Below are 24,147 nucleotides of genomic sequence, written 5' to 3'. Positions count from 1 at the left end.
CCCGCGCGAGCCAATTCGTCGACTGTCCGCAGCTGACGAACGCGGCCAGAGGACGGTGTTCGCGCAAGATCGCCGAAACGCTCAGGGCCGCCCCCGAAAGGGGCGGCCCTGAGTCTTGGGTGTCGATGGTGCCGGCAGCAGGAGTCGAACCCGCGACCTACTGATTACAAATCAGTTGCTCTACCAACTGAGCTATGCCGGCAAGGCGGGGAATTCTAGCAGGCCGCACCGAACCGCGCGCTCAGAAACAGCCTGTGCTGTGCGAGGCGACGCCACTGGCGGTGACCCGGCTGCGCCAGTCGAAGGTGCCACCGTCGGCGACCACCAGGTCCAGCCAGTATTCCGGCGCGCTTTCGCTGCGCTCGGTCATGCGCGGGGAAAAGCCGGCTGCCGCGACTTCATCGCGGCGCTTGCGTGCGTTCGCCGGGTCCTTGAACAGGCCCAACGAGACGGTATTGAGCTGATCGCCCGAGCTGACCACGAAATAGTCGTTGATGTTCCGCGCGGACAGCCGTCGCGCCACCTCCAATGCCTGGGCGCGACTGCCGGCAGCCGGCAGATAGACCCACCAGCCACTGGTCTGGCTGGCCTGCTCCTGGCGCGAGCGCATACGCGTGGCCTGCCCGGCCAGCGCCTGGCGCGCATTGCGCAAATCCTGCGGGGTCGCGAACGGGCCCAGCGCCACGCAGCTGTAACTGAGATTGCGAGGCGCCGGCGTGGCAGCGGAGGGAACTGTCGGCGGGGGCGCCTCTGACGTGGTAACCGGCATTTCCGACAACAGGCGCAACTCGGTCACGCCGGGCTCGGTCGGCAGCCCGCCACGGGCATACGGTTGCCCCAGCAGCAACCACGCGCCTACCGCGATGTTGAGTGCGGTCAGCAGTACGAACAGCAGACGCAGGAACATCCAGCCTCCATCACCAGCCACCTTCGCGAGAATCCCCAGGCTCCATCATTGCGTATCTGCCCAGATCGCCAGGCCGCGCAGTACGGCATCCTGGCTGAGTCGGGCTGGCAGCGACAGCAACGGCAGCAGGGCCGGTGCATCGCCGCCGCCCAGGATGAGTTCGGGTACGGTACCAAGTCGACTGGCCGTGCGCGAAGCGAAACGTTCCACCAGCGCGGCAGCAGCCTGCCAGCAGCCGGAGGCCACCGCATCGGCCGTGTTGTCGGCCAGCTCCACGATCGCCCCAGGATGCTCCGGCCTGACCCGCGCCGTCGCGTCAAGCAGCGACTGCTGCATCAGTTGCGGACCCGGCGCGATCAGACCACCCAGATGCTGCCCATCGGCAGCGAGTGCATCCAGCGTCAAGGCGGTGCCGACCCCGGCCAGCACGCACGGCGCGAAGCCAGCGGCATGCGCCGCCACCATCACCAGGAAACGATCCACCCCGAGTCGTTGCGGTTCGGCATACGCATTGCGCACGCCGCAGGCCTGCGCCGGTGTGCGCAACCAGCGTATGGCAAGGCCCGACAGGCGCCTGACCAGCGCAGCCACCTGCTCTTCGCGGGAAGCATCGACGACCGATGCTCCGATCACCCGGATCGGTCCGGGCATGTCGGCCCATGCCGCTTCCAGCGCCCGGCCAACATCCTCACGCCAATCCACCGCGCCCGCTGCCAACCAGTCCGCCGACCGCGCCTGCCATGCCCATTTCACGCGGGTATTGCCCAGATCCAGCAGCAACCTCATGCGCGGCGCACCGTGACGTCGGCGCTGTCGACACGGCGCGTACTGCCGTCTTCGAGGCGCACTTGCAGCGCCCCACGGCTGTCGACGCCGGCACCCACGCCGCTGAACGTCTCCAGCGCGCCACTGAGTTGCAATGGCTGGCCGCGCAACAGATCGTGTCGCGCATAGTCCGCGCTGAAAGCGGCAAAGCCGTCACGCTCGAATTCCCGCAGCCCCTCGACCAGCGCCGCAATCAGCGTCGCTGCCATCAGGTTGCGATCCGGCGGTGTTCCGCCCGCCAGCTCGGCCAGATCGGCCACGGGCTGACCGGCCTGCCGACGCAGTGCCGGGGTCAGTCGCAGATTGAGGCCGATCCCGATGATCGCCGCACAAGGCCCCTGGTACTCACCACTCAGCTCGACCAGGATGCCGCCCAGCTTGCCAGCGGGCCGCGCTTCGCCCCGCTCGCCGCCAGCTGCCAGCAGATCGTTCGGCCACTTCAGGCCCGCGCCGTCGATACCGAGTTTTTCCAGCGCGCGCAGGGCGATCACGCCGACGGCAAGCGACAGTCCGGTGAGCGCGGCAAAACCCGCCTCGAAACGCTTGAGACAGGACAAATAGATGTTCATGCCCGGTGGGGAGAGCCATTCACGGCCACGGCGACCACGCCCGGCCTGCTGGGTTTCGGCCAGCACCACACTGAAATCCTTGGCCGTCGCGCCGCGGCGCTGCAATTCGCTGGAGGTGGAATCGATCTCCCAGTGCACTTCCAGTGCAGCCAGCGCGGCAGCCACGGTCGCTGGCAGCGCAGCGCGGATCCGCGCCGCGTCCAGCATCTGCAATGACCAGGGCAGACAGTATCCGGCCACGCCTCGCGATTCGACCGGCACGCCACGACGGCGCAGCGCCTCGACCTGCTTCCAGATCGCCGCCCTGGTCACCGCCGAGCGCCCGGCCAGCGCTTCGCCAGACAACGGCTCCCCGGTTGCCAGCAAGGCCAGCAGCTGCGCCGGTTGCATCAGTGAAACCCGGCCGTGGCGGCCCTGCAATCCGGGCAGGCACGGCGAAAAGGAAGGCAGGACAGGTTTGGCATCGGCGGATTCTAGCCCGGCCGACCGCCCTGGCGGGACCCGCCCGCCGTTTCTGCCCGCCGGCCGACCCGCAGCACTGGCATGCTCGTGACGTTTCTGAGACGATCTGGAGTCTTCGCTGTGGGTCAGGGAGTTTGATCGCCATGCGTGCCGTTCATTGGTTGGTGGGTTGCGCCTTGTGCATTGCCGGGATCGGCGGTGCCAGTGCGGCGAGCGTGGATTCCCAGGATCTCGACAATTCCCCGCGCACCCTGCTCGACAGCAGCTCTGCGCACGACGGCAACACCAGCAGCGGCGGTGATGCGACCGGCCTCGGCCACGACTGTCCGCCAGCGAGCAGCACCGACAACAGCGGCTCCAATCCCGGCAATGCTCATTCCGGCGGCGGATCCTCGACTGCACCGGCGCCATCCCGCCGGCCGCATCTGGGCTGGCAATCGCTGCTGCCTGGATCAATCCAGTAAGCCTCGGCGTCATGCCGGGACATTGGCTGCAGTCGCTGCGGGCGCGCTTCGAACCTGCGCCGATTGCCGATCCGCTGTGGCGACGCGCGCTGGGTGCCTGCGCGCTGGCACGTCGACTCGATCCCGAACGGCAGCAACGGCTGCGCCGACTGTCGGCGCTGTTCCTTGCACGCAAGCGTTTTCACGCACTCGCAGGCGCGGTGCTAGACGACTACTGGCGCCTGCTGATTGCCATGCAGGCCTGCCTGCCGGCCCTGCAACAGGGCACGGCCAGCTTGCGCGGTTGGCGCGAGGTGCTGATCTACCCGGGCGAGTTCAAGGTGCGTCGCAGTCACCACGCCGAGCGCAGTGGCGCGGCCACCGAAGGCGAGGACGCCCATATCGGTGAGGCCTGGGAGCATGGCCCGCTGGTGTTGTCGCTGGCCGACGTGCAACTGGATCTGGAGCAGCCCTGGGACGGCTACAACGTGGTCGTGCATGAAATGGCGCACAAGCTGGACATGCTGGACGGACCGCCCGACGGCGTGCCGCCGCTGGTGGAAATTCCCCGGCGACGCTGGATCCAGCAATTCCAGCTGGCCTACGAACGCCTGTCGGCGACACCCGAAGACCGTTGCGACATTCCGATCGATCACTACGCCACCGAAAGCGCCGCCGAATACTTTGCGGTGGTCAGCGAGCTGCACTACTCGCGGCCGGCTTTGTTGCGCGAGGCCGAACCGGCCATTGCCGACCTGCTGCAGGCCTACTACGGCCGCTCGCCGGCGGAAGGCAGCGAATCACCCGGATTCTGCGGCCCGCGCTGAGGCACCGCTCAGGTCGCCGCCAGGCTCACGCTGAAGCGCGCACCGCCGAATTCCGGCGAGCGATCGACCACCAGCTCGCCCTGATAGGCATGGATGATGTCCTGCACGATCGACAGACCGATGCCGTGGCCTTGCACCCGCTCGTCGCCGCGCACGCCACGTTGCAGCACCTTCTCGATCTTGTCCTCGGCGATACCGGGGCCGTCGTCTTCCACGCTGAGCAGCAGGCCCGAGCGTTGCCGGCCGGCTTCATGGCGCATCCGCACCACCAGCAACACGCGATGACCGGCCCACTTGAACGCGTTCTCCAGCAGGTTGCCCATCAGCTCCAGCAGATCGCCCTGCTCGCCGTAGAACACCGCGCCGTCCTCGATATCGAATTCGCACAACACGTTCTTGGCGGCGTAGACCTTCTCCAGGCCCTGCACCAGGTCCTCCGCGTGGCCGGCGATCGGCACCGCACTGGCGAAGGTCTGCCGGCCCGAGGTGGCCGCGCGTGACAGCTGATAGGCGACCAGTTCGTTCATCCGCCGCACCTGATCGAGCACGCTGTTGCGCCGCGCCGCGTCATCCTCGCCGGTGGCCGACTCCAGCTGCGAGCGGATCACCGCCAGCGGCGTTTTCAGGCTGTGCGCGAGATCGGCGAGAGTATGTCGATAACGCGTGCGCTGTTCGCGCTCGGTGGTGATGAAGGCGTTGATGCGCTCGGTCAGGCCGGTCAACTCCAGCGGATACTGGCTGTCCAGTTGCTCGCTGTCGCCGCGTTCGACCCGGCTCATGTCGCTGGCCACCTTGCGCAGCGGGGTGAGGCTCCAGCGCAACAACAGCAGCTGCAGCACGATCAGCATCACGCCGAGGATCGACAGCCAGATCACCAGGGTATGGCGGAACACCGCGTTCTCGCCCTCCAGCTGGTCTTCGGTCTGCGCCACCATCACGGTCAGCCGCACGGATTTCTGGTCCAGCGTGTCGAACGCCACGCCGTAGCTGTAGTAGTACAGCCGCCCCATCCGCGTATCGATCGGGCCGACGAACATGCTCCGGCCCGGCTCCAGTGGCTTCAGGAAAGTGAAATCCCGCCCGATTGCCGAGGAGGATTCCCAGTGGTAGCCGTTGTCACCCAGTGCCACCGCGTACAGACCCGAACCGGGACGCGAGAAATTCGGGTTGGGCGCCGTTTCCGGCGGCAGCAACTTGCCGTACCGGTTGACGTCGGTATTGGTGATGTAGGCAATCGCGAAATTCTCGAGCCGATCCTGCAGGCCGCGCAGCGCGCGCGCCTTGGTGGTCTGGGTCAGGGTCAGCCCGACCAGGCCGAGAAAGCCGGCCAGCACGAAACTGGTGGCGATCGCCGCACGCGCTGCCAGAGACAGCGGGCCGTGCGACGACCTTCGCTCACTCGTCGTCGCCGTCGGTGCGCGGGATGGCAAAGCGGTATCCGCGTCCACGTACCGTCTCGATGGGTTTGAGGGTGCCTTCCGGATCGAGCTTGCGCCGCAACCGGCCGATGAACACTTCGAGCACGTTGGAGTCGCGGTCGAAATCCTGCTGGTAGATGTGCTCGGTGAGGTCGGCCTTGGAAACCAGCTCGCCGGCGTGCAGCATCAGGTATTCCAGCACCTTGTACTCGTAGCTGGTCAGGTCGACCAGCTTGCCTTCCACCGTCACCGTCTGCGCGGTGGTATCGAGCTTGATCATGCCGCAAGCCAGGATCGGCTTGGACCAGCCGCTGGCACGACGCACCAGCGCGTTGATGCGCGCCAGCAGCTCCTCGACATGGAACGGCTTGACCAGGTAATCGTCGGCGCCATGCTTCAGCCCCTCGACCTTGTCCTGCCAGCTGCCACGCGCGGTCAGGATCAGGATCGGGTAACGCTGGCCGTGTTCGCGCAGCGCCTTGACCAGTTCCATGCCGGACATCTTGGGCAGGCCCAGGTCGATGATCGCCAGGTCGAACGGCACTTCGCGGCCGAGGTAGATGCCCTCCTCGCCATCCTGCGCCGCGTCGACGGCAAAACCGTCCCGTTTCAGGCGTGCCGCCAGCGTCTCGCGCAACGGCGCCTCGTCCTCCACCAACAGGATGCGCATCAGCGTTTCTCCTTGCGGCCCGCGTTCTTGACGGGCGGATTCTTGATTGACTGGGTCGATGGCGAATTCTTGCCCGATTCGGACGAGACCACCACCACCTTGACGTGCCCCTGCGGCGTGAGCACCTTGATCCGGTACTCCTGCCGACGCCCGACGCCGCGCTGTTCGGCCGACAGGATCTTGCCGCCGGTGTCCTGCTGCACCTTCAGCACCGCCTGATCCAGCGTCACTGCCGCCGCCGATTGCGCCATGGCCGCGCCGGCCACGCCCACGGATAGCGATATCAGCAGAGTGGTGATGAAGTTTTTGTGCGTTGTCATGCGTGAGGTTTCCGCCTGGCAGCTGTCCAAACACCCAGACTAGGCAATCAGGCCTGAATACTGACCGGATGGCCGGCGCCTGTCACGCCGCCGCACATGGCAGCGCCGCCCGCTCCAGCAGATCCCAGCCCGCACCTGGCAAATGCGCACCCTCGCTGATCGTGCGCCGGAACGCCCGCGCACCCGGCTCGCCCTGATACAAGCCGAGCAGATGCCGGCTGATGTGCTTCAGCGCGGTGCCGCGTGCCAGCTCCGCCTCCACGTAGGGACGCAGGTGCTGCAACACGCTTTCGCGGGTGGGCAGCGGTTCGCCATGCAGATCGTGCTCGATCCGCGCCAACAGGTAGGGGTCGTGGTAGGCGGCGCGACCCAGCATCACGCCGTCCAGCTGCGCCAGGTGCGTGCGCACCTGTTCGACCGTGGTGATGCCGCCATTGATCACTACCACCAGTTGCGGGAATTCCCGCTTGAGCCGGTACACGCGCTCGTGGTCGAGCGGCGGGATCTCGCGATTCTCCTTGGGCGACAACCCCTTCAGCCAGGCCTTGCGCGCATGCACCACCAGCACCCCGACGCCCGCCTCCAGCATGGTTTCGGTGAAGTGCTGCAGCCCGGCGTATTCGTCCTGGTCGTCCACGCCGATGCGGCATTTCACCGTGACGGGGATGCTGACCGCATCGCGCATTGCCTGCACGCACTCACCCACCAGGGCCGGCTCCAGCATCAGGCAGGCGCCGAACCGGCCGGACTGCACCCGGTCCGACGGACACCCGACGTTGAGATTGATCTCGTCGTAACCGGCCTCGGCGCCGAACCGCGCTGCCTGCGCCAGCTCCCGCGGATCGCTGCCACCCAGTTGCAAGGCCAGCGGATGCTCCTGCTGGCTGTGCTCGAGCAAGCGCAGCTGCTTGCCGCGCACCAGCGCCGCACTGGTCACCATTTCGGTATACAGCCGCGACCGCGGCGACAGCAGCCGATGGAAATAGCGGCAGTGGCGGTCGGTCCAGTCCATCATCGGGGCCACCGAAAGCTGCCACGGCGAGGCGAGGCGGCCCGCGAGTGCGGGTATGCCACCCGTGGCGAGGTGGTGGTTTTCGGTCATTTCGGAACATCTCGGGAAGGCTTGCGGGGTGAATGCTACGTCACCCCGACGTCTGCTCCTATTCCCGCGCCCTTCGCTAGGCAGGCTTGTCCACCTTCGCCGCCTTCTTCGCCGGCCGGGCGCGGGACTTCTTCGCCGCTACCGGCACTGCCGCGGCGGCGCCTGCCACCGACGGCAGCGAGGTTGCGGCCGCTTTCCCGGCCTGCTGGCCATTACCTGCCTGCAGCAACTGGCACAGCGAATCGAAGCGACAGCAGCATTCGTCGTAGTTGCCAGCGTCGCCGGTGACGCCCAGTACCGCATGGTGATGCCATCCGCGCGGCGGCAAGGCGGCGGGCGCGGTGCCGGTCGATGGCCAATCGAGCAGGCCGTTGCCGGCCACGCGCGCGGGGATCAGCCAGTACTCGCCAGTGGCGTAGACGCCCCCAGGCTCGAAGGTGACCTGGATGCCGTCCTCCAGCGCGATCGGCGCGCCCTCGACCACGGCCAGCACGCCTTGCGCACCCACCGCATCGTGCTGATCCCAGCGACGCAGCAGCGGGTGCTGACGCGGGTCGTCGTCCAGCGGCCATGGCGTGATGTTTTTCGGCACATTCAGGATAGCGCTGCAGCCGGCCAGATCGACGGCGATGACCTGCAGCAGCGGGTAGGCGCGTTGTCCCAGCGTATAGTGGTCGTCGACCAGTTCGACCCAGTCGTTCGCCGCCAGCCCGAGCCGCGCATCGCGACCGAGCCGGCCCAGCGTCACCGTCAGCGACGCGCTGCCGTCTTCCGCCGTTGCACCAAGCGCATGGCGCGTGACCGGGAACACCACCGAACCGTTCTCGCGCGACCACTTGAAGCTCGCCGTGCCGGCCGGGCCAGGCTGGTGGATCTCGACCCGGTACAGCTGGTTCTCGCAACCGCGGTAGCGCGCATCAGCGGCGATCACGCAGGGATCGTTGTCGGACTCCTGCGGCGCCAGTTCCGCGCGCAGTCTTGGCAGCGCGTATGTCGCGCGTGCGCCGAGCAGTTGACGCAGCAGTGTGCAGGGCGAGGCGTTACCCTGATCGCCGCCGTCGAGGCCCTTGCGCAATTGCGCGACCTCGGCGAGCTGCTGCTTGATCGCAGCCACGTCGCCCGGGCTGCTGGCGACCGCCTGGCGCGCCTTCAGCGCCGCGGTGACGTCATCCAGTTGCCGCTGCGCCCGCATCCGGTCGAGCAGGCGCAATTGCCATACGACCTGCGCGCGTGAAGCGGTATCGACGCCGTCCAGTGCCACGTCAGCGATGCCAGGCGCCTCCACCGCGCACAGGTGCCGTTCCCACACATCCAGCCACAACGCAAAACCCGCCGGCGGATTCTCGAAACCGCTCTTGCCGTCGGCAACGCCATAGTCGGGGGTCGGCGCATACGGTTGCTGCGCCAGCGTGCAGATGGCCTCGTTCACGCACAGGATGCCGTCGACGTAGAAGTGCCCCGGCGCCAGTTGCCAGTCGGTCAGTGGCAGCGGCTTGCTGCTGCCGTCCGCGTTGGGAGGGCTGCTGCTGGTGATGGCGAAGCCGCCGCCAGCCGCCCAGCACGGGCCGACCAGGTCGCGCACCAGCGTGCGCAGCAAGTGCAGCTGGATCTGCGCCTGCTCATTCCAGTCCGCCTCCAGCAGCACGCGACCCTGTTGCTGGAACACCTGGCTGTAGTGCCGCGACGGATCGAAGCTGACGCGTGCGAAGTCGCCTTTCATGTCGATCTCCTAGCTCGCAAAGAGGATGCCGGCGTCCGTGCCCGCCGGAACGTATTCGGCCAGCCGCGCCGCGAGGTTCGCCTCGCGTTGCGGTTCGTACAGGTCGTGGTAGACGCCCATCGCCGAGCGGTCGGACGCGCCCTGGCTGATCTCCGCACAACAACCGTCGGCCAGGCGCAGGTAGTGCGGCGTGGCGTACCGCCGGCTGCGGAACTGCGGCAGCACGCGCAGCCGTTCGCGCACGCGCTGCTCGGCTGTCACCGCGGCCAGCGCCAGGTCGGGTTGGCAGTGAAAGCGCCGCGGCGTGCGCGAACCGCCCGATACGTAGCAGAAGCGCACGCAACCCTGCTGCCGGCGCAGCACGCGCAGCGGGCTGGCGAAGATCGAGTCCTCGGCCAGCGCGACGCCGTGCGCCTGCACCTCGCCGATCACCGTGCAGCGGCGGAAGCTCGCCTCGACATACGCCACCGCTTCGTCCGGCGCGCCCAGTGCCACCCGCTCGACGCCGGTGGCGTCGACGATGCTGTCGCAGATGTCCAGCAGTGGCGGCTCGCCACGTCGAGCCGGACTGATCACCGCGATCGCGCCGAGAATGCTGTGACTGACACGCAGCGCGGCGCGCGTCCCGTCCAGCGTCACGCTGGGCTCGCCCGGACGCTTGGGATCGCAATCGCAGTGCAGCGCCCAGCCCGGCACCAGGGTGCAATGGCGAATCACCAGTTCGCACAGGTCGTCTGTCGCGGGACTCTCTTCCGCCGGGCCCTGCACCTCGATGCCACGACCCACGATCATCAGGCCGTCGAGCAGCACGCGGCTGCCGGCACCGCCGCGGATGTTGAGCGCATCCGGCTGGCTGGCGCGCACGTCGAGCAGGCGCAGCACCGGTCGCGTGTGCTCGGCCGCGCGCAACTGGATCGCTTCACCGGCATCGAGTTGCAGGTCGATGCTGCCTTCGTACACGCCGCTCTCGGCCAGCTCGATGATCAACGCATGCAGCGGCTGTTGCGCCGGCGCGGCAGACTTTGCCTGCGCCCATGCGGCCAGTGCCGCGGCAATGCTGCCGTAGTGGCCCGGCGGCCAACTGGTGTTCGGATCGCGATTCGGCAACGCGGTGTGCACGATGTAGCGCGCGGCGCCTTCCAGCTCCGGTGTCACCCGGCCGTACTCACCACCACCAAGATCGGCGGCGAAACCGTACAGGTACGACACCCACACGCCCCGCTTCAGCCGCTGGTTGGCGGGAAACAGCAGCCGGCCCCGCTCGGGATCGATGGCCACGCGACCGCGCGGTACCTGGTAATGCCAGTGCGACAGATCAGCCGGGATCAAGGTCTCGCGCGGCACCGGCATGCCCTGCCCTTTGGCCGGCCAATCCGGCGCCCAGATCTGCACGCTGTTGCCATCGCCGTAGAGTTCAGCCGACACACTCGCGTACTCGGCCTGCGGGCCGCGCTCGGCAAAGCGATAGCGCCGCAATGGCAGCGGCAGATTGCGCTCGTCGGCGATATGGGTGGGCTCGGTTTCCTCGACCGGGCGCTGGAACAGCGGCGTGTCGTTGCCGAGCACGCTGAAGCTGAAACAGTGCGGGCCGCGTTCCTCCACGCAGTACGCCGACGTGCTGGTCACCGGATAGCTGCGCAGGCGGCAGGCGAACACGCCGACGTCCGGGATGTTGTAGCGACCACGCCGACGCCGGCTGCCCATGCGTCGCAGGTCGACGCTGTGCGCGAACGGGTCGAACGCGCCGCTCGCCCAGCCGATACGCTGCAGCCGCCCCGGATCGCGCAGGTCGGCCGTGCCACCGCGATGCGGATGCTGGTGGTCGAGATGCTGCATCCAGCCGAGCCGACGGTAGAACTCGACCGCGCGCCCCGGCCAGCCGGCCGCGTCGCGGGACAGGTCTTCCAGCAGCGACAGCGTGCCCTTGCGCCGGCGCGCGTCGATCGTGTTGGCCACATCGGCGCGCGGCGCCAGCACGCGACCGAGACCCGCCGTGCACGCATTACCTGTCGCATCCAGCGTGGCGACTTCCGGCAGCAGGGTGTAGCCGAGCAGGTCGCCGATGTACGGCACCACCCAGTCGTCGCAGGTCTCGATGAACCAGTTGTCGTACAGCCGCGCGATGTCCTGTTCCAGCACGTTGGCCTGGGTCGCCAGCACGCGCAGCAGGTCGCGCAGCGGATAACCCTGCTCCGCGTCGCGCATGCGATGGATCGCGGGCAGCAGGTCGTACAGCCGGTCCGGGCGCGCCGTCATGACGTGGCCTCCTGCAGCAGCAAGGTGTCGGGGATGTTCGGCGGCAGATAGGCGAGCTGCGCCGGCAGCAACCTGCCGTCGCCGTTGTAGCGCGCGGGCAGCACCTGCACGCGCGGCAGTGGCGTGGCGGGCGTCGTTGCAAGCGCTGCCGCATGCGTCATCAACGAAGCGCCGTCACCACCTTTGCCGTTGTCACCCGCATCGCCGAAACCGGCCAGCAGGGTCGCCTCGTCAAGGCTGCCGAGCGCATCCACGTCGACCCAGGCCACACCGCGCACCGCCTGCATGCAGGCGACGATCTCGCTGAGGTAGACGTTCTGCGCCAGTGCCCGCCGCTCGAAGCCGAACGCATCGAGCAGCGCCGCGCGCAGCTGCGGCTCGACGACTTCCCACGCGTGGTCCGGCGCCAGCCCCACCTTCGCGCTGAGGGTCAACGCCAGCAGTTCGCGCACGTCCAGGCGCAACGGCAACGACGGATCGCCGGACTGCTGCAGCGCCTGCAGCAGGTTGCGATAGAGATCGGAGGTAGTGTCGATCGGCGCGTCATCGGCACCGGCGATGGTCACCTGCACCAGATTGCCGAGCTTGCTCGCCGCCGCCTTGCCGACGCCACCGAACGTGCGCGCGAAGTCCGCGTAGTCCGCCACCGAAACCAACCGGTCCAGCGCCAGCACCGCCAGCGGCACGTTGCGGCGCGCCTGGTCGCGCGTCTCCGCGTCGGCGCCGCCGGAGGCGCGCAGCGGGTTGATCACGTCCTTCACGCCGAGCGGCCGGGTCGCCAGCAGGCTGACCTGCCGTGCGCGCACATTGCCCGGCGTGCCGATGCCGTTGCGGTAGGTGGCGACGATGTTTTCGATGCCGGTCGGTGGACGTGCGCCATGCGTGCCGTCACCGAACTGCACCGTGGTCTTGCCGCCGTCGTCGATGGCGGTGACGAAGCTGCGCTCGGCCGCGCCGACGAAGGCGAGGTTGCGCGTCTCGTGCCACCGCATGTCGTTGACGCGCAGCGTGAGCGTGCTCTGCACGCCGTCGACGGTGGCGGCGGAAACATGGGTCAGCGGTGGCTGCTTCAGCACGAAGGCCCGCATCGACGCCGCGCCGCTGCCGCTGCCCAGTACCTCGCGGCGGCTCTCGCCGTGGGTGGCGCGCACTACGTTCGCCTGCACCTGCACGCTGTCGCGCACGTAGCTGTATGCCAGGCCCTGGTTGGCGAACACCAGGGTGCTGTGCACGGTGTCGCCCGGCAGGTTCGCATTCGTGCCCTGCTCCACCGCGGACAGCATCACCAGCTCGGCGGCCGTCACCGCGTCGGTGCCCGGCACGTCGCTGCGCTGGCCCTCGACGATCACCCAGCGACCGGCCTTGAGCCCGTCGACGGCGGTGGCGAGGGTGAGGCGGGTGGCGCTGTCCCCGGTCGTACGCGGCGTGCCGTTATCGGCGACCCGGCCGACCGTATCGGCGATCGCCAGTTCGGCCAGCGGCAACGGTTCGCTCTGCGCATGCACCTGCGTGCCGCGCAGCATCGCCATGTCCGGTGCCCGCCACACGGGCGAGCCACCACCCGTCAACGGATCGTCCAGCACGATGTCGGTGGTCTTGCCGCTGATGCCGTAGTCGCTGCGCGGATGAATCCGCACGCTCTTCACCTTCGCCACCGCGGGCACGTCATCACTGCTCGGCTGGATCAGCAGATAGCTGCCGGCAAGCACGCCGTCGTAGGCGTTGTCCAGTTGCACGCGGTCGTCATCCTCGGCCGCCGTCCAGTCGCCGTCGGGCCTGGACACATATGGCACCGTCGCCTTGGTGTCGGCGTCCGTATTCAGGCCCAGCCCCATGATGTGCGGTGCGTTATAGCCGAACAGCGGCGCGGACACGTGCAGCGCGTGGACGCCGCTCAGTGCCGGCGAAGGCTCGCCCTGCGGCACGCTGGTCCAGGCGCGGTAGAAGTTGTCGGCCAGCCGCGCCTCGAAATTCAGCAGCAGCTGCGGTCGCACGTCGCTGGCCTTGCCCAGTGCGCTGGCGACGTTGCGCTGCAGGCGGAAACGGCTGGCCGGCTGCAAGGTCGGCGTGAGCGTCAGCGCGCCGAACAGCGCGCCGAAGCCGGCCGGCGGACCGGCGGGCGCCGGAACCGTGCCGAACGCCGCGTCCACCGCGCTCTTGAAATCGTCGACGGCCGGCGGCCCGGCGGGAATGCCATCCAGCCGGCGACTCATCAGCACGTCGAAGCTGCCGCCGTTGTCGCCGCCCAGCAGCAGATCCCTGCGCGCGGACTCGATGCCTTCCAGCCATCTTTCGCCATGGGGCCCGGCGGCCGATGCGTTCAACGCGGCGATCGCCTTGCTCGCCGCCGCCACGATCGCCACCGTCGCCGCATCGACCGGCTGCAACAGCACCCTGCTGCGCCCGCTCTGCTGCTGCACCTCGACCGACTGCACCAGGCGGATCGCCTGCACGCCGCTGGCGAGGTCGCCGAACAGGAACAGCAGGCGATCGTTCGGCTTGAGGTTGCTGGCGGTGCCGGCGATCCACAGCTCGCCGAGGCCGGCGACGTTGTCGAGCGTAATGTTCTGCGGCCGGGTCAGCCGCGGCTGCAATGCATTCCATTCGAAGCGCGCATCCAGTGGCTCGGCCGTCTCGAAGGTCTGCATCTGTTCGCCGGGGGCCGGAACCGATTGCGCGCGCGCACCGGCGGGGATGGTCACCGGCGGCGAATCCTTCTCGACGGTATAGGCGAGGTAGACGCTGGCGGCGACGCCGGGGCGCAAGCGGTAGTCGACCAGCCGCGCCAGCTCCAGCACCGAGCGACGTTCGGTGGCGGTGCGCAGGTAGCCTTCGTTGGCGATGCGCTCCTGGTAGAACGTGAGCACGTCGGCACCGACCGCCCACGCGTCGAGCAGCGCCATCGCCGGATCGTCCTGCTCGCGCGTGCGCAGCGCGGCCAGCGCCGGCAGTGCGGCAGCGCTCAAGTCGCGTTGCATGGTGGCGCGGAAGTCGGCGTAGGTGCCGACGCGATACGCGAGGCTGTCCAGCCCCGGCCGGTTGGTCAGCGGCAACGGCGTGCCGGCGACCGCGCCGCAACCGCAGGCGCAGGCATGCTTGCCACAGGCGCTGCAGCAGCTCATCGGCCACCTCCCAGCGTGAACGCGATGCTTCCGTGGTCGGGATGATCCGGATCGTTGTCGACCTGGGCGATTTCGTGCGCGGCGAGATGCAGCACGCCATCCTCGGGCACGCCGTCGTCGTCGCCTTCGGCACGGGCCAGCGCGGTCACCTCGACGTGGGCCACGCCGGTGATCGCCTGCGCCTCGGCCAGCAGGGCGCTGGCGAACACCGGCGCGCCCAGTTTCAGCCGGTCCGGATGGAAGAAGCCGGGCCTGCCGTCGCGGCGCAGGCCCGAACTGAAGCAGCCGCGCAGCTCGGCCTCGACGTGGGCGACAAGGAAGTCCGGCAGCACGCAGACGAACAGCGCGATGCGCAGCGGCACGTAGCGAGCCGCACGCACCTCGACGTCGTGGCCGATGCGGCGGTAGCGCTCCAGTTGCGCCCTGAGCTGCCGCGCCAGTTCCGCCGGCAGGCTATCGCGGCCCAGCGGGTCGACCACCACGTCGGCGGCGTACCAGCTGCCGCTCCACGCCAGCGCAGCGGCGGCACCCTGCAGTTGCGGCGCCTGCGCGGCGAAGCTCGCGTAGTCGTCGGCGACGATCGCGCGCAGCGCTCTCGCACGGAACGCGCCCGGCGCGTACAGCTTCACCTCGGCCAGGCTCTCCGGCGCGGTGCCGCCACTGGCCGGCAGCGGGTTGCGCGGCTGCAGCTCGGCGGACAGCGCGCCCGACTTCAACGCCAGCCACACGATGCTGTCGCGGCCCGCGTTGCCGGCCGGGCCGTTGCCGACGCGCGAGGCGGCGCGGAGGAAGTCACCGGCCTGCGGCTGCGCGCCCAGCATGCCGTCGCCGAAGCGCAGGTGCGCGGCGCCGTCGTCGTCGATCTCGACCACGAAGTGGCGGTCGTCAGGGCCGCTGGCCAGCAGGTCCCGGCACGGTTGCCACTGCCAGCGCGGATCCGGCGTGCCGGCGACCAATACGTCGCCGAGCGCGCCGCCGTGGACGGTGAGCTGCGGCAGCGCCTGGCGTGGATCGCGCGCCAGCAGTTGACACACCGGCGCATGCGGCGGCAACGGCTCGGCCCAGGTCAGCGGCGTGTCCGGCAGCACGTGGCGGGTGTCGGACGGCGGACGGCGCACGTCCGGTACGGCGCCGTCGCAATGACAGCAGCCGTATTGCGTGCTGCCGGGCACCAGCCAGCAGTCCTCGGCCAGCGTGCCGCAGCGCGTGCAGGCATCCGGCATCGCAGCGAGCGCGGCGGTCAGCCCGGGATAGTCGCCGTCGCTGCCGTCGGGCATGCAGATCGCGGCGGACGTGCACTGCCCGCGCACGTGCTCGCCGTGGTCGACCAGCAGCACATTGCCGCGCGCCAGGCTGACGTCGTGCAGCCATGCGCATTCCGGCGCCGGCCTGCGCACCGACAGGCACAGGTCGAACGGCAGTGCGTCGCAAGGATCCCATGCCACCTCCAGCAGCAGCGTGCCGTCGAGCGGATCGATGGACGTCCGGACGTCCGTGAGGCGCACCGCGTGCCGATGCGCCGGGTCGGCATCGGCCGGGTTGCCGGTCTGCGGTCCCCGCACTTCCTCGAAGATCAGCAGGTCGCCGACGGCCAGCTTCAGCGCGCGCGTCGGCGCGCTTGCGGTGTCCGTTGTCGCCAGCAGCACGACGGGCGGCGCTTCCGGCGTGGGTGGCGGCGTGTCGACCAGGGTGGCCCGTGTGCTGCCGCGCGGCAAGCAGCACAGCTCGTCGCCCCAGCTATGCAGCCGGATCGCGCTGTGCGCGGCGACCACGTCGAACGTGGTCATGCCGTCCAGCGGCATCGGCTCGTAGATCAGCGCACCCTGTGCGCGCGCCGCGTCGAGCTGAGCCGCGTCGATCACGCCGGGTTGCGGATGGCCCTGCCCCGGCGGCGGCACCAGCAGCAGCAGGCTGGCCAGTTCGAGGCTCAGATCGTTGCTGCTGGCCAGCGTTACCAGCGCGCGCGCGTTGCAACCCTCGTGCATGCGGTAGTCGACCAGCCGCGCATGCCGGCGCACCGAGATGCGCCGACGCGCGGTAGCCAGATAGGCCTCGGTGGCGACCGCGTCCTGGTAGTAGCTGAGGTGGTCGGCGGTATACGCCAGCGTCTCGACCAGCGCGATGCCGATGTCCGGCGCATGCCGCTCCTGCCACGCCGGCATGTCCAGCGCGATGCGATCCAGGAACAGCTGCCGGAAGCTGGCATAGTCCTTCGCCAGGTAGTTGATTTCCGGCAGCGGCAACGGCGTCGGCACGCACGTGGTCGCATCCGCGCAATCGAACGTATTCGCGCAGTCCAGACGAAAATGCAGCGCCACGCAGGCATAGCGCGGATCGAAGCCCGGGTACGCCAGCCAGCCGGCGGGATCGCTGCCCGAAGCTGCGTCCACCAGGCACAGGCAGTACGCCGTGTGGTCGCCTTCGCGGTCGAGCACCACGCGCAGGCAGGCGTCGTCGTGCATGTCCGGCTCCAGCTCGGGGTTCACGCTGAGCACGCGCAGGCCGGTGATGCGATCGCCGCCGCTGATGCGCATGTTCGCCACGCCGAGCCCCTGCGGAATCTCGCCGAACAGGTGCACACACAGGCTCGTGCCGTCGTCGCCGACCTCGACGTAGTCGATGCCGTTGAGCGTGCCGGACAGGCGCAGCTTCTCGCGCCGCGCCGGCATGCTGCACGTCGGTGATGCGGCACAGCCGATCACGCCCAGGCTTGGGCTGCGGCTCGCGGTGCTCATGGCAGGCTCCGCGTGAAGCTGTCGCTGCGCGTGTCGCCGCTGGCGCGCACGGTGTAGCTGAGGTCGACGCGCAGGGTGGCGTCCTCGCTGCTCACTGCCAGTGCGCCCACGTCGATCACGTCGCCGAGCCAGCGCTGCAACGCCGCCTGCAGGGTGAACTGCAAGGCGGCGGCGAGCTCCGGGCTGTTCGGCGCGAACACCAGCTGCAACAGGCCGCTGCCGAAGTCCGGCCGGTTCACGCGCTCACCGGGGCTGGTGAACAGCAGTTGCTCGATCATGTCGCGCACATGGTCGTCGTCATCGGTTTCCGCACTGCGGCCGCGATTGTCGAAGTGGAACGGGTGGTCGATATTTCTGGCGATGTTCATGGCCTCGTCCTCACATCGCGGTGGCGCGCGTCTGGCTGGCGACGATCAGCAGTGGCGTGCCCGTCGGCGCGCAGATTGCCTGGCTGTCGATGAGCAGCAGCGGTTGTCCGTTGGAAGTCACCCGGGTCGCGGCGGTGACGAACTGCGCGGTGACGCATGGCCCGTTCGCCCCCGGTGGCGGCGGCAGCGCGCAGCCGGCGACCAGCCACGGCGCGGCGATCGTCACGCTGGGCTGGCCGCTCACGGTGACGCGCGGATTCGGCGCGGTGGCCTGCGCCTGCCCGCCGTGCGAACAGAGCACGCTGGCGCCGACATGGATGAGGAAGCCCGGCATCGTGCATCTCCCTAGGTCACGACCAGTGCGCCGTTGTTGACCGTCACCGTCGGCCCGGCCAGCACGATGGTGGCGCCCTGGCCGTTGGAGATCGTGATGCCGACCTCGTTGACCATGATCATCGCGCCGGTGACGCTCTTCAGCAGGATGCCGCCGGCCGGCCCCGGCACGTCGCTGATCGAGATCGCGTTCTGCAGGCCCGACTGCAGCACCACGCTGGGGCTGGCCGGATTGCCGGCCAGGGCCAGCGCCGGCACTTCCGCAGCGCTGCCCCAGAAGCCGCCGACCCAGACCGGATAATCCGGATCGCCCTGCTCGAACTCGATCCACACGCCGGCGCCGATCTGCGGCACCACGTAGATGCCACTCTGCTTGCCGGCGATCGGCACGCACGGCAACGCCCAGCTCGACGGAGCCAGCCCGGATACGTCCGGCACCATCGCCTGGATACGCCCGCGCTGTTCGGGATCCACGTTCTGGATCACCGTACCGCGGTACTTGCCGTAATAGCGGTTCATGCCAGCACCAGCGGCACGGTGGAGAGCAGCCCCTTGCGAGACAGCTCGAAGCCCTGCTTGTACTCGCCGCGCTTGATCGTGTGGCGCACCTGGCTGACGTAGTGCAGCCCGTCGAACGCGGGGCCGACACCGCGCACGCCGACCAGCTGGCGCGGCTTCAGCACGCGGCCGTAGCGGGTCACGTCGAGGCTGCCCTTGCCGGTGACGGTGTCGGCGGATTTCGCCGCCTCGGCCATGCCCAGCAGCATCGCGCGCATCGGCGAATACTTGGCCGTTTCATCCAGCGGGCGAAACCGCTGCGGCGGCGGATCGAGCAAACCCAGCGGCGGATTGAGCGGGCCGATGTCCGGGATCGGAATCGGCAGCGGCACCTTGGTCTGCTCGTTCTGGATGTAGACGATCGGCAGGCTGCGCGCGTTGCCGTCGTAGCTGAAGCTGAGGCTCTCGACATTGCTCGCCGCATCCATGTCCGCGTTCAACGCCGGCTGCGGCACGCCGACCTTCACCTTCGGCCCCCAGTACGCCGTGCTCATGCCTGGCGCCGGGCCGGGATCGAGGTAGAACACGTAGCCGACGCGCTCGGCCAGCGTGCGGATGTATTCCAGGTCGCTGCCCTGCTGGGTCGGCACGCGGTTGGTCGGGATCGGCACGTCGATCGCGATGCTCGGGATCACCAGCGGCACGATGCCGAGGAACGCGTACTTGGCCAGCAGCAGCGCCACGATCGCCTCGGCCGGCATCGCCGGATACGGCAGGCCCGGCAGGCCGGAGAATTCCAGCTTGCTCATCACCGCGGTGAGGTCGTCGCCGGTGACCTGCAGCGTGGTGTGGCGCTGGTCCGCGCCGGGCAGCACTTCGGTGCGGGTCACCACGCCGTCGATCAACACCTGCGGCATGCCGTTGAGCGTGACCACCACGATCACCCGCAGCAGCGGCACCACCCCGCCGCCGCTGAGCAGGAACAGCGTGTGCAGCGGCGACTGCACGCTCAGCGTGAACTGCAGGGTGAACGCGCCGGCCGCTTCGTCCGGTGCATTCACCTCGATCTGGGTCAGCGCATCCAGCACGATCTGCGGCACCGGCACCGGCACCACCGGGCCGACCAGAAGTGTCAGGTGGATTCCCTCAAGCATGCGGCACCCCCGGGATGCCTTCGGGCAGGGTGATGCGCAGTTGTTTTCCGACCGTGTCGGTCAACTCTTCCGGACGCAGTGCGCGGTTCGCATCGCATAGCCGCCAGAACTGTTCGGGATCGCCCAGGTAGCGCGCCGTGATGTTGTCCAGCCGCTCGTTCTGCGCTACCTGGTGCCACTGCAGCAGGGCGAGGTTTTCCGGCGCCGGCACGAAGCGGCGCTTGAGGTGCGTCACCGGCGTGCCGTCGGCGCGCACGAAGGTTCCGGTGGGTGTCAGCGCGTAGCGGCTGGTGGGAGGAAAGATCACATTCATCATGGCACTCCACTCAAGCCGAGCGCGGAAAGCTGGCCGCCGGCACCGCCGGCCAGGCGCTCCTTCTGCTGCAGGTAGCTCATGAACAGGCTGGCGGCCTTGTGCCCGGACGGCACGTCGTTCACCGACAGCACGCGCAGGCCGAGACTGACCTTGGCGCGGATCGGATTCAGCGCGGTATCGAACGCCTCCTCGGTGATGCTGAATTCGGTGACGCGCACCGGCAGGATGCGCGACTTGCTCCACACGAACAGCGCCAGCGGCGTCTCCATCGGCACGATCTCCAGCGTGCCGATCTGCGCCAGCACATCGTTCGCGCGCAGCTGCCCGCTGGTCGGATAGACCATCGTCTCCAGCGCCGCCAGCTGCGCGAAGATGCCGGACTGCGTGATGACGCTGTTCTGCTCAGGAAACTCCAGCTGGTCGGTGGCGTCGATCTCCGCCTCCAGCTTCAGCGTCTCCACCGGCGGCCCCTTCAGGCGCAGCACCTCGGAGCGATCACCGCCGTCCGCACTGACCGCCTGCACCTGCAGCGAGCGCGTGAGCGAATCGGGGTTGTACTGCAGCGCGATCACCCGCAGCACCGCCGAGGTGCCGGCATCGATCAGCACGATGCCGCCCTTGAGGATCCGCGGTGAGCCGGGAAAGGCGCTCATGGCACGTGGCCGAAACCGAGCAGCTTGTCCATCCGGCTCAGCACATAGGAGAAGCCCTGCACACGCGGGCTGTGGTTGCCCTCGATCGTGTACAGCATGCCGTCCTGCACCGAATGCACCAGGCCGGTGTGACCGAGCCAGCCGGCCAGGCTCACCCGCCACCACACCACGACATCGCCGGGCACCGGCACATAGCCGCTGCCCGGTGCGTTGGACCAGTCCTGCTGCTTGAACTCGGCCAGCAGGCTGCGCGCGCTGGCGACATAGGCGAACGGCATCGCCGCCTTGTCGCCACCGCTCGCCTGCATGAAACACCAGCTGACGAAACCGGCGCACCACGAGTTGCCTTCGTCTAGACCGGTCGGTGCGAGGTACTTGCGCACGAATGGGCCGCGATTGTTGCCGCCAATCTCGCGCGCGTTCGCCTTCAGTTCGCCGATCGCAGCGGCGAGTGCGGCACGACCGCGTTTGCTGCCGCCACTCGTCGGCAATGTGGTGTAGTCAACTGCCGTGGGCGTCCTGATGAATGGCTTCGGGTTCTGCAGGCTCCACCATGTCAGCGGGCCGGCCACGCCATCGACGACCAGCGGCTGACCGTGCTGATCGAGATTCTGCGTCTGGAACGCGCGCGTCGCCTGCCAGGTCCTGGTGTCGAACATGCCGTTGATGTCGGCCGCGTAACCACGCTGCACCAGCAGCTGCTGCAACTGCCGCACCTGCGTGCCCTGATCGCCCTTGCGCAAGGTTTCCATCGTCATCGCTCCGTTGGCCGCGCGGTGCCGCCCATCCTGGCCACGTGCAGCACCGCGGCATTGATCTTGATGTCCGGGTTGAGCTTCTGCGCCGATTGCTGCTGCGGATCGGTTGGCGCCGTTGGCTGTGCGCGCAGGCTATCCACCATCACCATCTTGAGATCACGCCGCTGCACGATCATCACCGTGATCGCCGCCAGCGCGAACACGAACAGGATGAAGCCGCAGATCAGCATCAGCTTCTCGTAGCCCGGCAGACCGTCGAAGATGCTGTCGAGGATGCTCATGACTTGCTCACTGGAATGAAAAGTGTCGACGCAGCCTTTGCGGATGCTTTCAATGGCAATTTCGTGCTCGTCATTGGACTGTGACCTTTGGACCGCGCCCCAACGCGGCTCGCACGGTGCTGATCTGCCCGAAATAATTGGGCTGCCGTATCACCACTACGCCTTGATCCGAAAAATCCTCGAAGGTGTTGCCGGGCTTCAGGACAACAGCGACTACGCGGGGAACTCCCAGACGCAGCAATGTCTCCCTGGCCTCGCCCCACGAGGTGTAGGTCGTGAAAAGCACGAGACGGGTTCCGTCGGCTTCGCTGACCAAGATGCCCTCGTCGCTTTCACTCATGACAAGCGGTGGCTTCGCAGCGATGCTCTCTACCGCAGCCCGTACATCGGCAACGAAGGGGCGAGCACGGTCGGGCGACATGGCAATGTCGGTGCTCTCTCCAATCACGGTGCTTCCGAAATGGGGATAGCTCGCTGCATTCGCCCCCAGAAATGCGAGCGCGTCCGAATGCTCGTTCGCCTTGACTCCGAGGACGGGACCAAGACGCTTGGGCAAGAGGCCACCAGCCCGATAAGTGTCCTGATGGCCATAGGGCAGTCGCGAACGATCCGGTGAGGTGTCTTCGAGAAGGACGACGTCTCCGGCACGAAGATCGGATCCGTCCTGCCACTCAATCGCCACGTAGGGGCGCGCGTCGGCTTGAGCCGGTTCCCGACGCCCCACCGCTCTGTAAGCGTCTTCGCGCACGTGAACAGCCCCGGGCAGCGGATGAGATCGGTTGAGCGACCAGAACGGTGCCAGTGCGACGACACCGACAAGCCCGACCTGGCTCAGGCGATCCACTTGAAGTTTCGATTCGTGAACCAGATCCGAGGAGTCGCTGCTTGTGACGGAGAAGTCACCCAATACTTTGTAGAGACCAATCTCGCGCAGGTGCTCGGCGATCTCCTCGTCGGTCAATGCGGTCTTTGCATTTGCCTCGGACTTGCTCATCCAGTGGATCCATAGGTCAATCTCTATCGCTTCCTGCGTTCTTTTCAGCACTGGCGTATCGACGGTTCCAAGGAACAATTGAAGTTCGCTTTCGACCTGTTTCACAACCTGACGCAGGTTGCTCAGATCTTCGCTTGTAACTGGGCTCGATGCAGACAGTCGACCACTTGTCGATGGCTTCGGACGCGGATCGTGCCCGGCAGCAGAGGCCGGAGCCAATATCACGTCAAGCATCAACCTGTCGAAATGCGAGACCGCCAACCCCGCCAGGGACATACCCTGCCAAGCCTGCGCCAACTGATCCATGTATTTGCGCGCAATCAGGTTGTCGCTCACCTCTGCCGGTAGTTCGAAAACGGTCTTGTCTTCAGCCGGCGTCAGCGCCTCGACGGTGACGATCTCGGCCTCTTTCTTGGCAAGCTCGATGACGACTTCACTCTTCTCGGCCACCTTCGCAACGTTGTGAATGATCTTCGAGACTGTTTTTCCCAGCAGGTAGCTTCCTTCCAGCAACTCTCCACCGGCCAGCCCAATACCGACGACCACCACAAATTCCAGCGCCGTCTTCCATTTCTCGTTCTCGGCTTCTTTCTCCTGTGCCTCGGAAAGTCGCTGGGTGACGGCCTTGTAAGCCCCGTCGTACCTTGAGATGTACCCCCTGACGTCGGTGCTGACTCCTTTCAATGCATGGTTCCACCGGGTGAGAAACGCGTCGAGTGCATCCACGAGCGCGCGTATCGCTTCGTCGGAAGGCGGCGCCGTCTTGACTGGTGGCGGCGCTGTGCCGCCAGGGCGGCGCTGCAGAGATGTCGCGACAGGATGGCTGCCGGTCACCGGTGCCTGCTGTACGACATGGGTCAATTCATGGGCGATGAGTCGACGACCCTCATGCGTTCCGGGAGCAAACCGGCCGGCCGCGAAAACCACGTCGGATCCCGCGGCGTAGGCCTGGGCGCCCAACTCCGACGCCGATTGCGCCGCGCTGGCATCAGCATGCACCCGGACTCGCGAGAAATCGTGACCGAAGCGCCCCTCCATGTCCTTTCGCAGTGCAGGCTCCATAGGACTGCCGGTACTCGCCAATGCATGATCCACGCTGACGGGCGCTGCCTCGGCCTGCCCATTCGGTTGTCGTGAAAGAGGCCGGATACGCAGTGGCGCCTGGACCGGTAGCTGATGATCCGCGGCCATCACCTGATCCGCGATCCGCTCCGCTTCCTGCTCGTAGATATCCGCAACCTCATTCACCTGGAACTTGGCCTGCACATCCGCGCGTGTTCTCTTGCCGCATTCGGCGCATGCGCCACCATTGGGCGTATGCGTGCCACACGAGCACTTCCGCTGCAGGGCACCACCCGTCGATCGGTCAGAAACCGGTTTCGCTGCTGCCTGGGCGATGCGCTCGGTCATGGTGAC

The 24,147-nt window shown here is 67.8% G+C and carries 22 protein-coding genes and 1 tRNA gene; 2 read left to right on the top strand and 21 right to left on the bottom strand.

Annotated elements, in window-relative coordinates:
* Positions 1–126: 126 nt before the first annotated feature.
* From ACQGNJ_RS05585 to ACQGNJ_RS05570, 4 genes are all read right to left on the bottom strand, one after another.
* Positions 127–202, bottom strand: a tRNA-Thr gene (locus ACQGNJ_RS05585).
* Positions 203–241: 39 nt separating this feature from the next.
* Positions 242–907 carry an SPOR domain-containing protein gene (locus ACQGNJ_RS05580; protein WP_426688249.1) on the bottom strand — a complete coding sequence of 222 codons (666 nt, stop codon included), beginning with the start codon at positions 905–907 and terminating at the stop codon, positions 242–244.
* Between the two features lie 45 nt (positions 908–952).
* Positions 953–1,693 carry a type III pantothenate kinase gene (locus tag ACQGNJ_RS05575; protein ID WP_426688248.1) on the bottom strand — a complete coding sequence of 247 codons (741 nt, stop codon included), beginning with the start codon at positions 1,691–1,693 and terminating at the stop codon, positions 953–955.
* Positions 1,690–2,691, bottom strand: a complete 1,002-nt coding sequence (locus ACQGNJ_RS05570; RefSeq protein WP_426688247.1) for a biotin--[acetyl-CoA-carboxylase] ligase — start codon at positions 2,689–2,691, stop codon at positions 1,690–1,692. Before ACQGNJ_RS05570 ends, ACQGNJ_RS05575 begins: the two co-directional genes overlap by 4 nt.
* Positions 2,692–2,906: 215 nt before the next feature.
* On the opposite strand from ACQGNJ_RS05570, the gene ACQGNJ_RS05565 reads away from it, so the two are divergent.
* Together ACQGNJ_RS05565 and ACQGNJ_RS05560 are read left to right on the top strand one after the other, a co-directional pair.
* Entirely contained in the window at positions 2,907–3,227 is a 321-nt protein-coding gene (locus ACQGNJ_RS05565; RefSeq protein ID WP_426688246.1) for a hypothetical protein, read from the top strand.
* A gap of 11 nt (positions 3,228–3,238) precedes the next feature.
* Complete coding sequence (locus tag ACQGNJ_RS05560; RefSeq protein ID WP_426688245.1) at positions 3,239–4,033, top strand: M90 family metallopeptidase; 795 nt, start codon at positions 3,239–3,241, stop codon at positions 4,031–4,033.
* Positions 4,034–4,041: 8 nt separating this feature from the next.
* Here the strand turns inward: ACQGNJ_RS05560 and ACQGNJ_RS05555 are convergent, their stop codons facing one another.
* The 17 genes from ACQGNJ_RS05555 to ACQGNJ_RS05475 form a co-directional block, all read right to left on the bottom strand.
* Entirely contained in the window at positions 4,042–5,463 is a 1,422-nt protein-coding gene (locus tag ACQGNJ_RS05555) for an ATP-binding protein (protein WP_426688244.1), read from the bottom strand.
* Positions 5,429–6,121 carry a response regulator transcription factor gene (locus ACQGNJ_RS05550; RefSeq protein WP_068095854.1) on the bottom strand — a complete coding sequence of 231 codons (693 nt, stop codon included), beginning with the start codon at positions 6,119–6,121 and terminating at the stop codon, positions 5,429–5,431. The genes ACQGNJ_RS05555 and ACQGNJ_RS05550 overlap by 35 nt, the downstream gene beginning before the upstream one ends.
* The gene (locus ACQGNJ_RS05545; protein ID WP_426688243.1) at positions 6,121–6,441 is read right to left on the bottom strand and encodes a PepSY domain-containing protein; all 321 of its coding nucleotides are present in this window, start codon (positions 6,439–6,441) and stop codon (positions 6,121–6,123) included. The genes ACQGNJ_RS05550 and ACQGNJ_RS05545 overlap by 1 nt, the downstream gene beginning before the upstream one ends.
* An 82-nt stretch (positions 6,442–6,523) precedes the next feature.
* Positions 6,524–7,543 (bottom strand): tRNA dihydrouridine(20/20a) synthase DusA, encoded by a 1,020-nt coding sequence (gene dusA, locus ACQGNJ_RS05540; RefSeq protein ID WP_426688242.1) that lies wholly within the window; start codon positions 7,541–7,543, stop codon positions 6,524–6,526.
* A gap of 76 nt (positions 7,544–7,619) precedes the next feature.
* Entirely contained in the window at positions 7,620–9,263 is a 1,644-nt protein-coding gene (locus tag ACQGNJ_RS05535; protein ID WP_426688241.1) for a DUF6519 domain-containing protein, read from the bottom strand.
* Positions 9,264–9,272: 9 nt separating this feature from the next.
* Positions 9,273–11,519 carry a hypothetical protein gene (locus tag ACQGNJ_RS05530; protein ID WP_426688240.1) on the bottom strand — a complete coding sequence of 749 codons (2,247 nt, stop codon included), beginning with the start codon at positions 11,517–11,519 and terminating at the stop codon, positions 9,273–9,275.
* Positions 11,516–14,641 (bottom strand): putative baseplate assembly protein, encoded by a 3,126-nt coding sequence (locus ACQGNJ_RS05525; RefSeq protein WP_426688239.1) that lies wholly within the window; start codon positions 14,639–14,641, stop codon positions 11,516–11,518. Before ACQGNJ_RS05525 ends, ACQGNJ_RS05530 begins: the two co-directional genes overlap by 4 nt.
* Positions 14,638–17,376: a putative baseplate assembly protein gene (locus ACQGNJ_RS05520; protein ID WP_426688238.1), complete on the bottom strand. Its 2,739-nt coding sequence runs from the start codon at positions 17,374–17,376 to the stop codon at positions 14,638–14,640. Before ACQGNJ_RS05520 ends, ACQGNJ_RS05525 begins: the two co-directional genes overlap by 4 nt.
* A complete protein-coding gene (locus tag ACQGNJ_RS05515; protein WP_426688237.1) occupies positions 17,373–17,744 on the bottom strand; it encodes a GPW/gp25 family protein in 372 nt (123 codons plus the stop codon). The genes ACQGNJ_RS05520 and ACQGNJ_RS05515 overlap by 4 nt, the downstream gene beginning before the upstream one ends.
* 10 nt (positions 17,745–17,754) lie before the next feature.
* Positions 17,755–18,078 carry a hypothetical protein gene (locus ACQGNJ_RS05510; RefSeq protein WP_426688236.1) on the bottom strand — a complete coding sequence of 108 codons (324 nt, stop codon included), beginning with the start codon at positions 18,076–18,078 and terminating at the stop codon, positions 17,755–17,757.
* 11 nt (positions 18,079–18,089) lie between these two features.
* A complete protein-coding gene (locus ACQGNJ_RS05505) occupies positions 18,090–18,596 on the bottom strand; it encodes a phage baseplate assembly protein V (RefSeq protein WP_426688235.1) in 507 nt (168 codons plus the stop codon).
* Entirely contained in the window at positions 18,593–19,729 is a 1,137-nt protein-coding gene (locus ACQGNJ_RS05500) for a hypothetical protein (RefSeq protein WP_426688234.1), read from the bottom strand. Before ACQGNJ_RS05500 ends, ACQGNJ_RS05505 begins: the two co-directional genes overlap by 4 nt.
* Positions 19,722–20,045: a LysM domain-containing protein gene (locus tag ACQGNJ_RS05495; protein WP_426688233.1), complete on the bottom strand. Its 324-nt coding sequence runs from the start codon at positions 20,043–20,045 to the stop codon at positions 19,722–19,724. Before ACQGNJ_RS05495 ends, ACQGNJ_RS05500 begins: the two co-directional genes overlap by 8 nt.
* A complete protein-coding gene (locus tag ACQGNJ_RS05490) occupies positions 20,042–20,698 on the bottom strand; it encodes a hypothetical protein (protein ID WP_426688232.1) in 657 nt (218 codons plus the stop codon). Before ACQGNJ_RS05490 ends, ACQGNJ_RS05495 begins: the two co-directional genes overlap by 4 nt.
* The gene (locus ACQGNJ_RS05485) at positions 20,695–21,450 is read right to left on the bottom strand and encodes a CHAP domain-containing protein (protein ID WP_426688231.1); all 756 of its coding nucleotides are present in this window, start codon (positions 21,448–21,450) and stop codon (positions 20,695–20,697) included. The genes ACQGNJ_RS05490 and ACQGNJ_RS05485 overlap by 4 nt, the downstream gene beginning before the upstream one ends.
* A gap of 2 nt (positions 21,451–21,452) precedes the next feature.
* Positions 21,453–21,737, bottom strand: a complete 285-nt coding sequence (locus ACQGNJ_RS05480) for a hypothetical protein (RefSeq protein ID WP_426688230.1) — start codon at positions 21,735–21,737, stop codon at positions 21,453–21,455.
* Between the two features lie 70 nt (positions 21,738–21,807).
* A complete protein-coding gene (locus ACQGNJ_RS05475; protein ID WP_426688229.1) occupies positions 21,808–24,141 on the bottom strand; it encodes an eCIS core domain-containing protein in 2,334 nt (777 codons plus the stop codon).
* Positions 24,142–24,147 lie beyond the last annotated feature (6 nt).

This window comes from Rhodanobacter ginsengiterrae, from assembly GCF_050026815.1.
GTDB classification, from domain to species: Bacteria; Pseudomonadota; Gammaproteobacteria; order Xanthomonadales; family Rhodanobacteraceae; genus Rhodanobacter; species Rhodanobacter ginsengiterrae.
The sequence above is the reverse complement of the archived record's forward strand: the minus strand, read 5'-3'. Positions and strand labels throughout refer to the sequence as shown.

Coding starts and splice junctions, on each gene's coding strand:
- ACQGNJ_RS05580 (WP_426688249.1), bottom strand. CDS start 907: ATGTTCCTGCGTCTGCTGTTCGTACTGCTGACCGCACTCAACATCGCG.
- ACQGNJ_RS05575 (WP_426688248.1), bottom strand. CDS start 1,693: ATGAGGTTGCTGCTGGATCTGGGCAATACCCGCGTGAAATGGGCATGG.
- ACQGNJ_RS05570 (WP_426688247.1), bottom strand. CDS start 2,691: ATGCAACCGGCGCAGCTGCTGGCCTTGCTGGCAACCGGGGAGCCGTTG.
- ACQGNJ_RS05565 (WP_426688246.1), top strand. CDS start 2,907: ATGCGTGCCGTTCATTGGTTGGTGGGTTGCGCCTTGTGCATTGCCGGG.
- ACQGNJ_RS05560 (WP_426688245.1), top strand. CDS start 3,239: ATGCCGGGACATTGGCTGCAGTCGCTGCGGGCGCGCTTCGAACCTGCG.
- ACQGNJ_RS05550 (WP_068095854.1), bottom strand. CDS start 6,121: ATGCGCATCCTGTTGGTGGAGGACGAGGCGCCGTTGCGCGAGACGCTG.
- ACQGNJ_RS05545 (WP_426688243.1), bottom strand. CDS start 6,441: ATGACAACGCACAAAAACTTCATCACCACTCTGCTGATATCGCTATCC.
- dusA (WP_426688242.1), bottom strand. CDS start 7,543: ATGACCGAAAACCACCACCTCGCCACGGGTGGCATACCCGCACTCGCG.
- ACQGNJ_RS05535 (WP_426688241.1), bottom strand. CDS start 9,263: ATGAAAGGCGACTTCGCACGCGTCAGCTTCGATCCGTCGCGGCACTAC.
- ACQGNJ_RS05530 (WP_426688240.1), bottom strand. CDS start 11,519: ATGACGGCGCGCCCGGACCGGCTGTACGACCTGCTGCCCGCGATCCAT.
- ACQGNJ_RS05525 (WP_426688239.1), bottom strand. CDS start 14,641: ATGAGCTGCTGCAGCGCCTGTGGCAAGCATGCCTGCGCCTGCGGTTGC.
- ACQGNJ_RS05520 (WP_426688238.1), bottom strand. CDS start 17,376: ATGAGCACCGCGAGCCGCAGCCCAAGCCTGGGCGTGATCGGCTGTGCC.
- ACQGNJ_RS05515 (WP_426688237.1), bottom strand. CDS start 17,744: ATGAACATCGCCAGAAATATCGACCACCCGTTCCACTTCGACAATCGC.
- ACQGNJ_RS05510 (WP_426688236.1), bottom strand. CDS start 18,078: ATGCCGGGCTTCCTCATCCATGTCGGCGCCAGCGTGCTCTGTTCGCAC.
- ACQGNJ_RS05505 (WP_426688235.1), bottom strand. CDS start 18,596: ATGAACCGCTATTACGGCAAGTACCGCGGTACGGTGATCCAGAACGTG.
- ACQGNJ_RS05500 (WP_426688234.1), bottom strand. CDS start 19,729: ATGCTTGAGGGAATCCACCTGACACTTCTGGTCGGCCCGGTGGTGCCG.
- ACQGNJ_RS05495 (WP_426688233.1), bottom strand. CDS start 20,045: ATGATGAATGTGATCTTTCCTCCCACCAGCCGCTACGCGCTGACACCC.
- ACQGNJ_RS05490 (WP_426688232.1), bottom strand. CDS start 20,698: ATGAGCGCCTTTCCCGGCTCACCGCGGATCCTCAAGGGCGGCATCGTG.
- ACQGNJ_RS05485 (WP_426688231.1), bottom strand. CDS start 21,450: ATGGAAACCTTGCGCAAGGGCGATCAGGGCACGCAGGTGCGGCAGTTG.
- ACQGNJ_RS05480 (WP_426688230.1), bottom strand. CDS start 21,737: ATGAGCATCCTCGACAGCATCTTCGACGGTCTGCCGGGCTACGAGAAG.
- ACQGNJ_RS05475 (WP_426688229.1), bottom strand. CDS start 24,141: ATGACCGAGCGCATCGCCCAGGCAGCAGCGAAACCGGTTTCTGACCGA.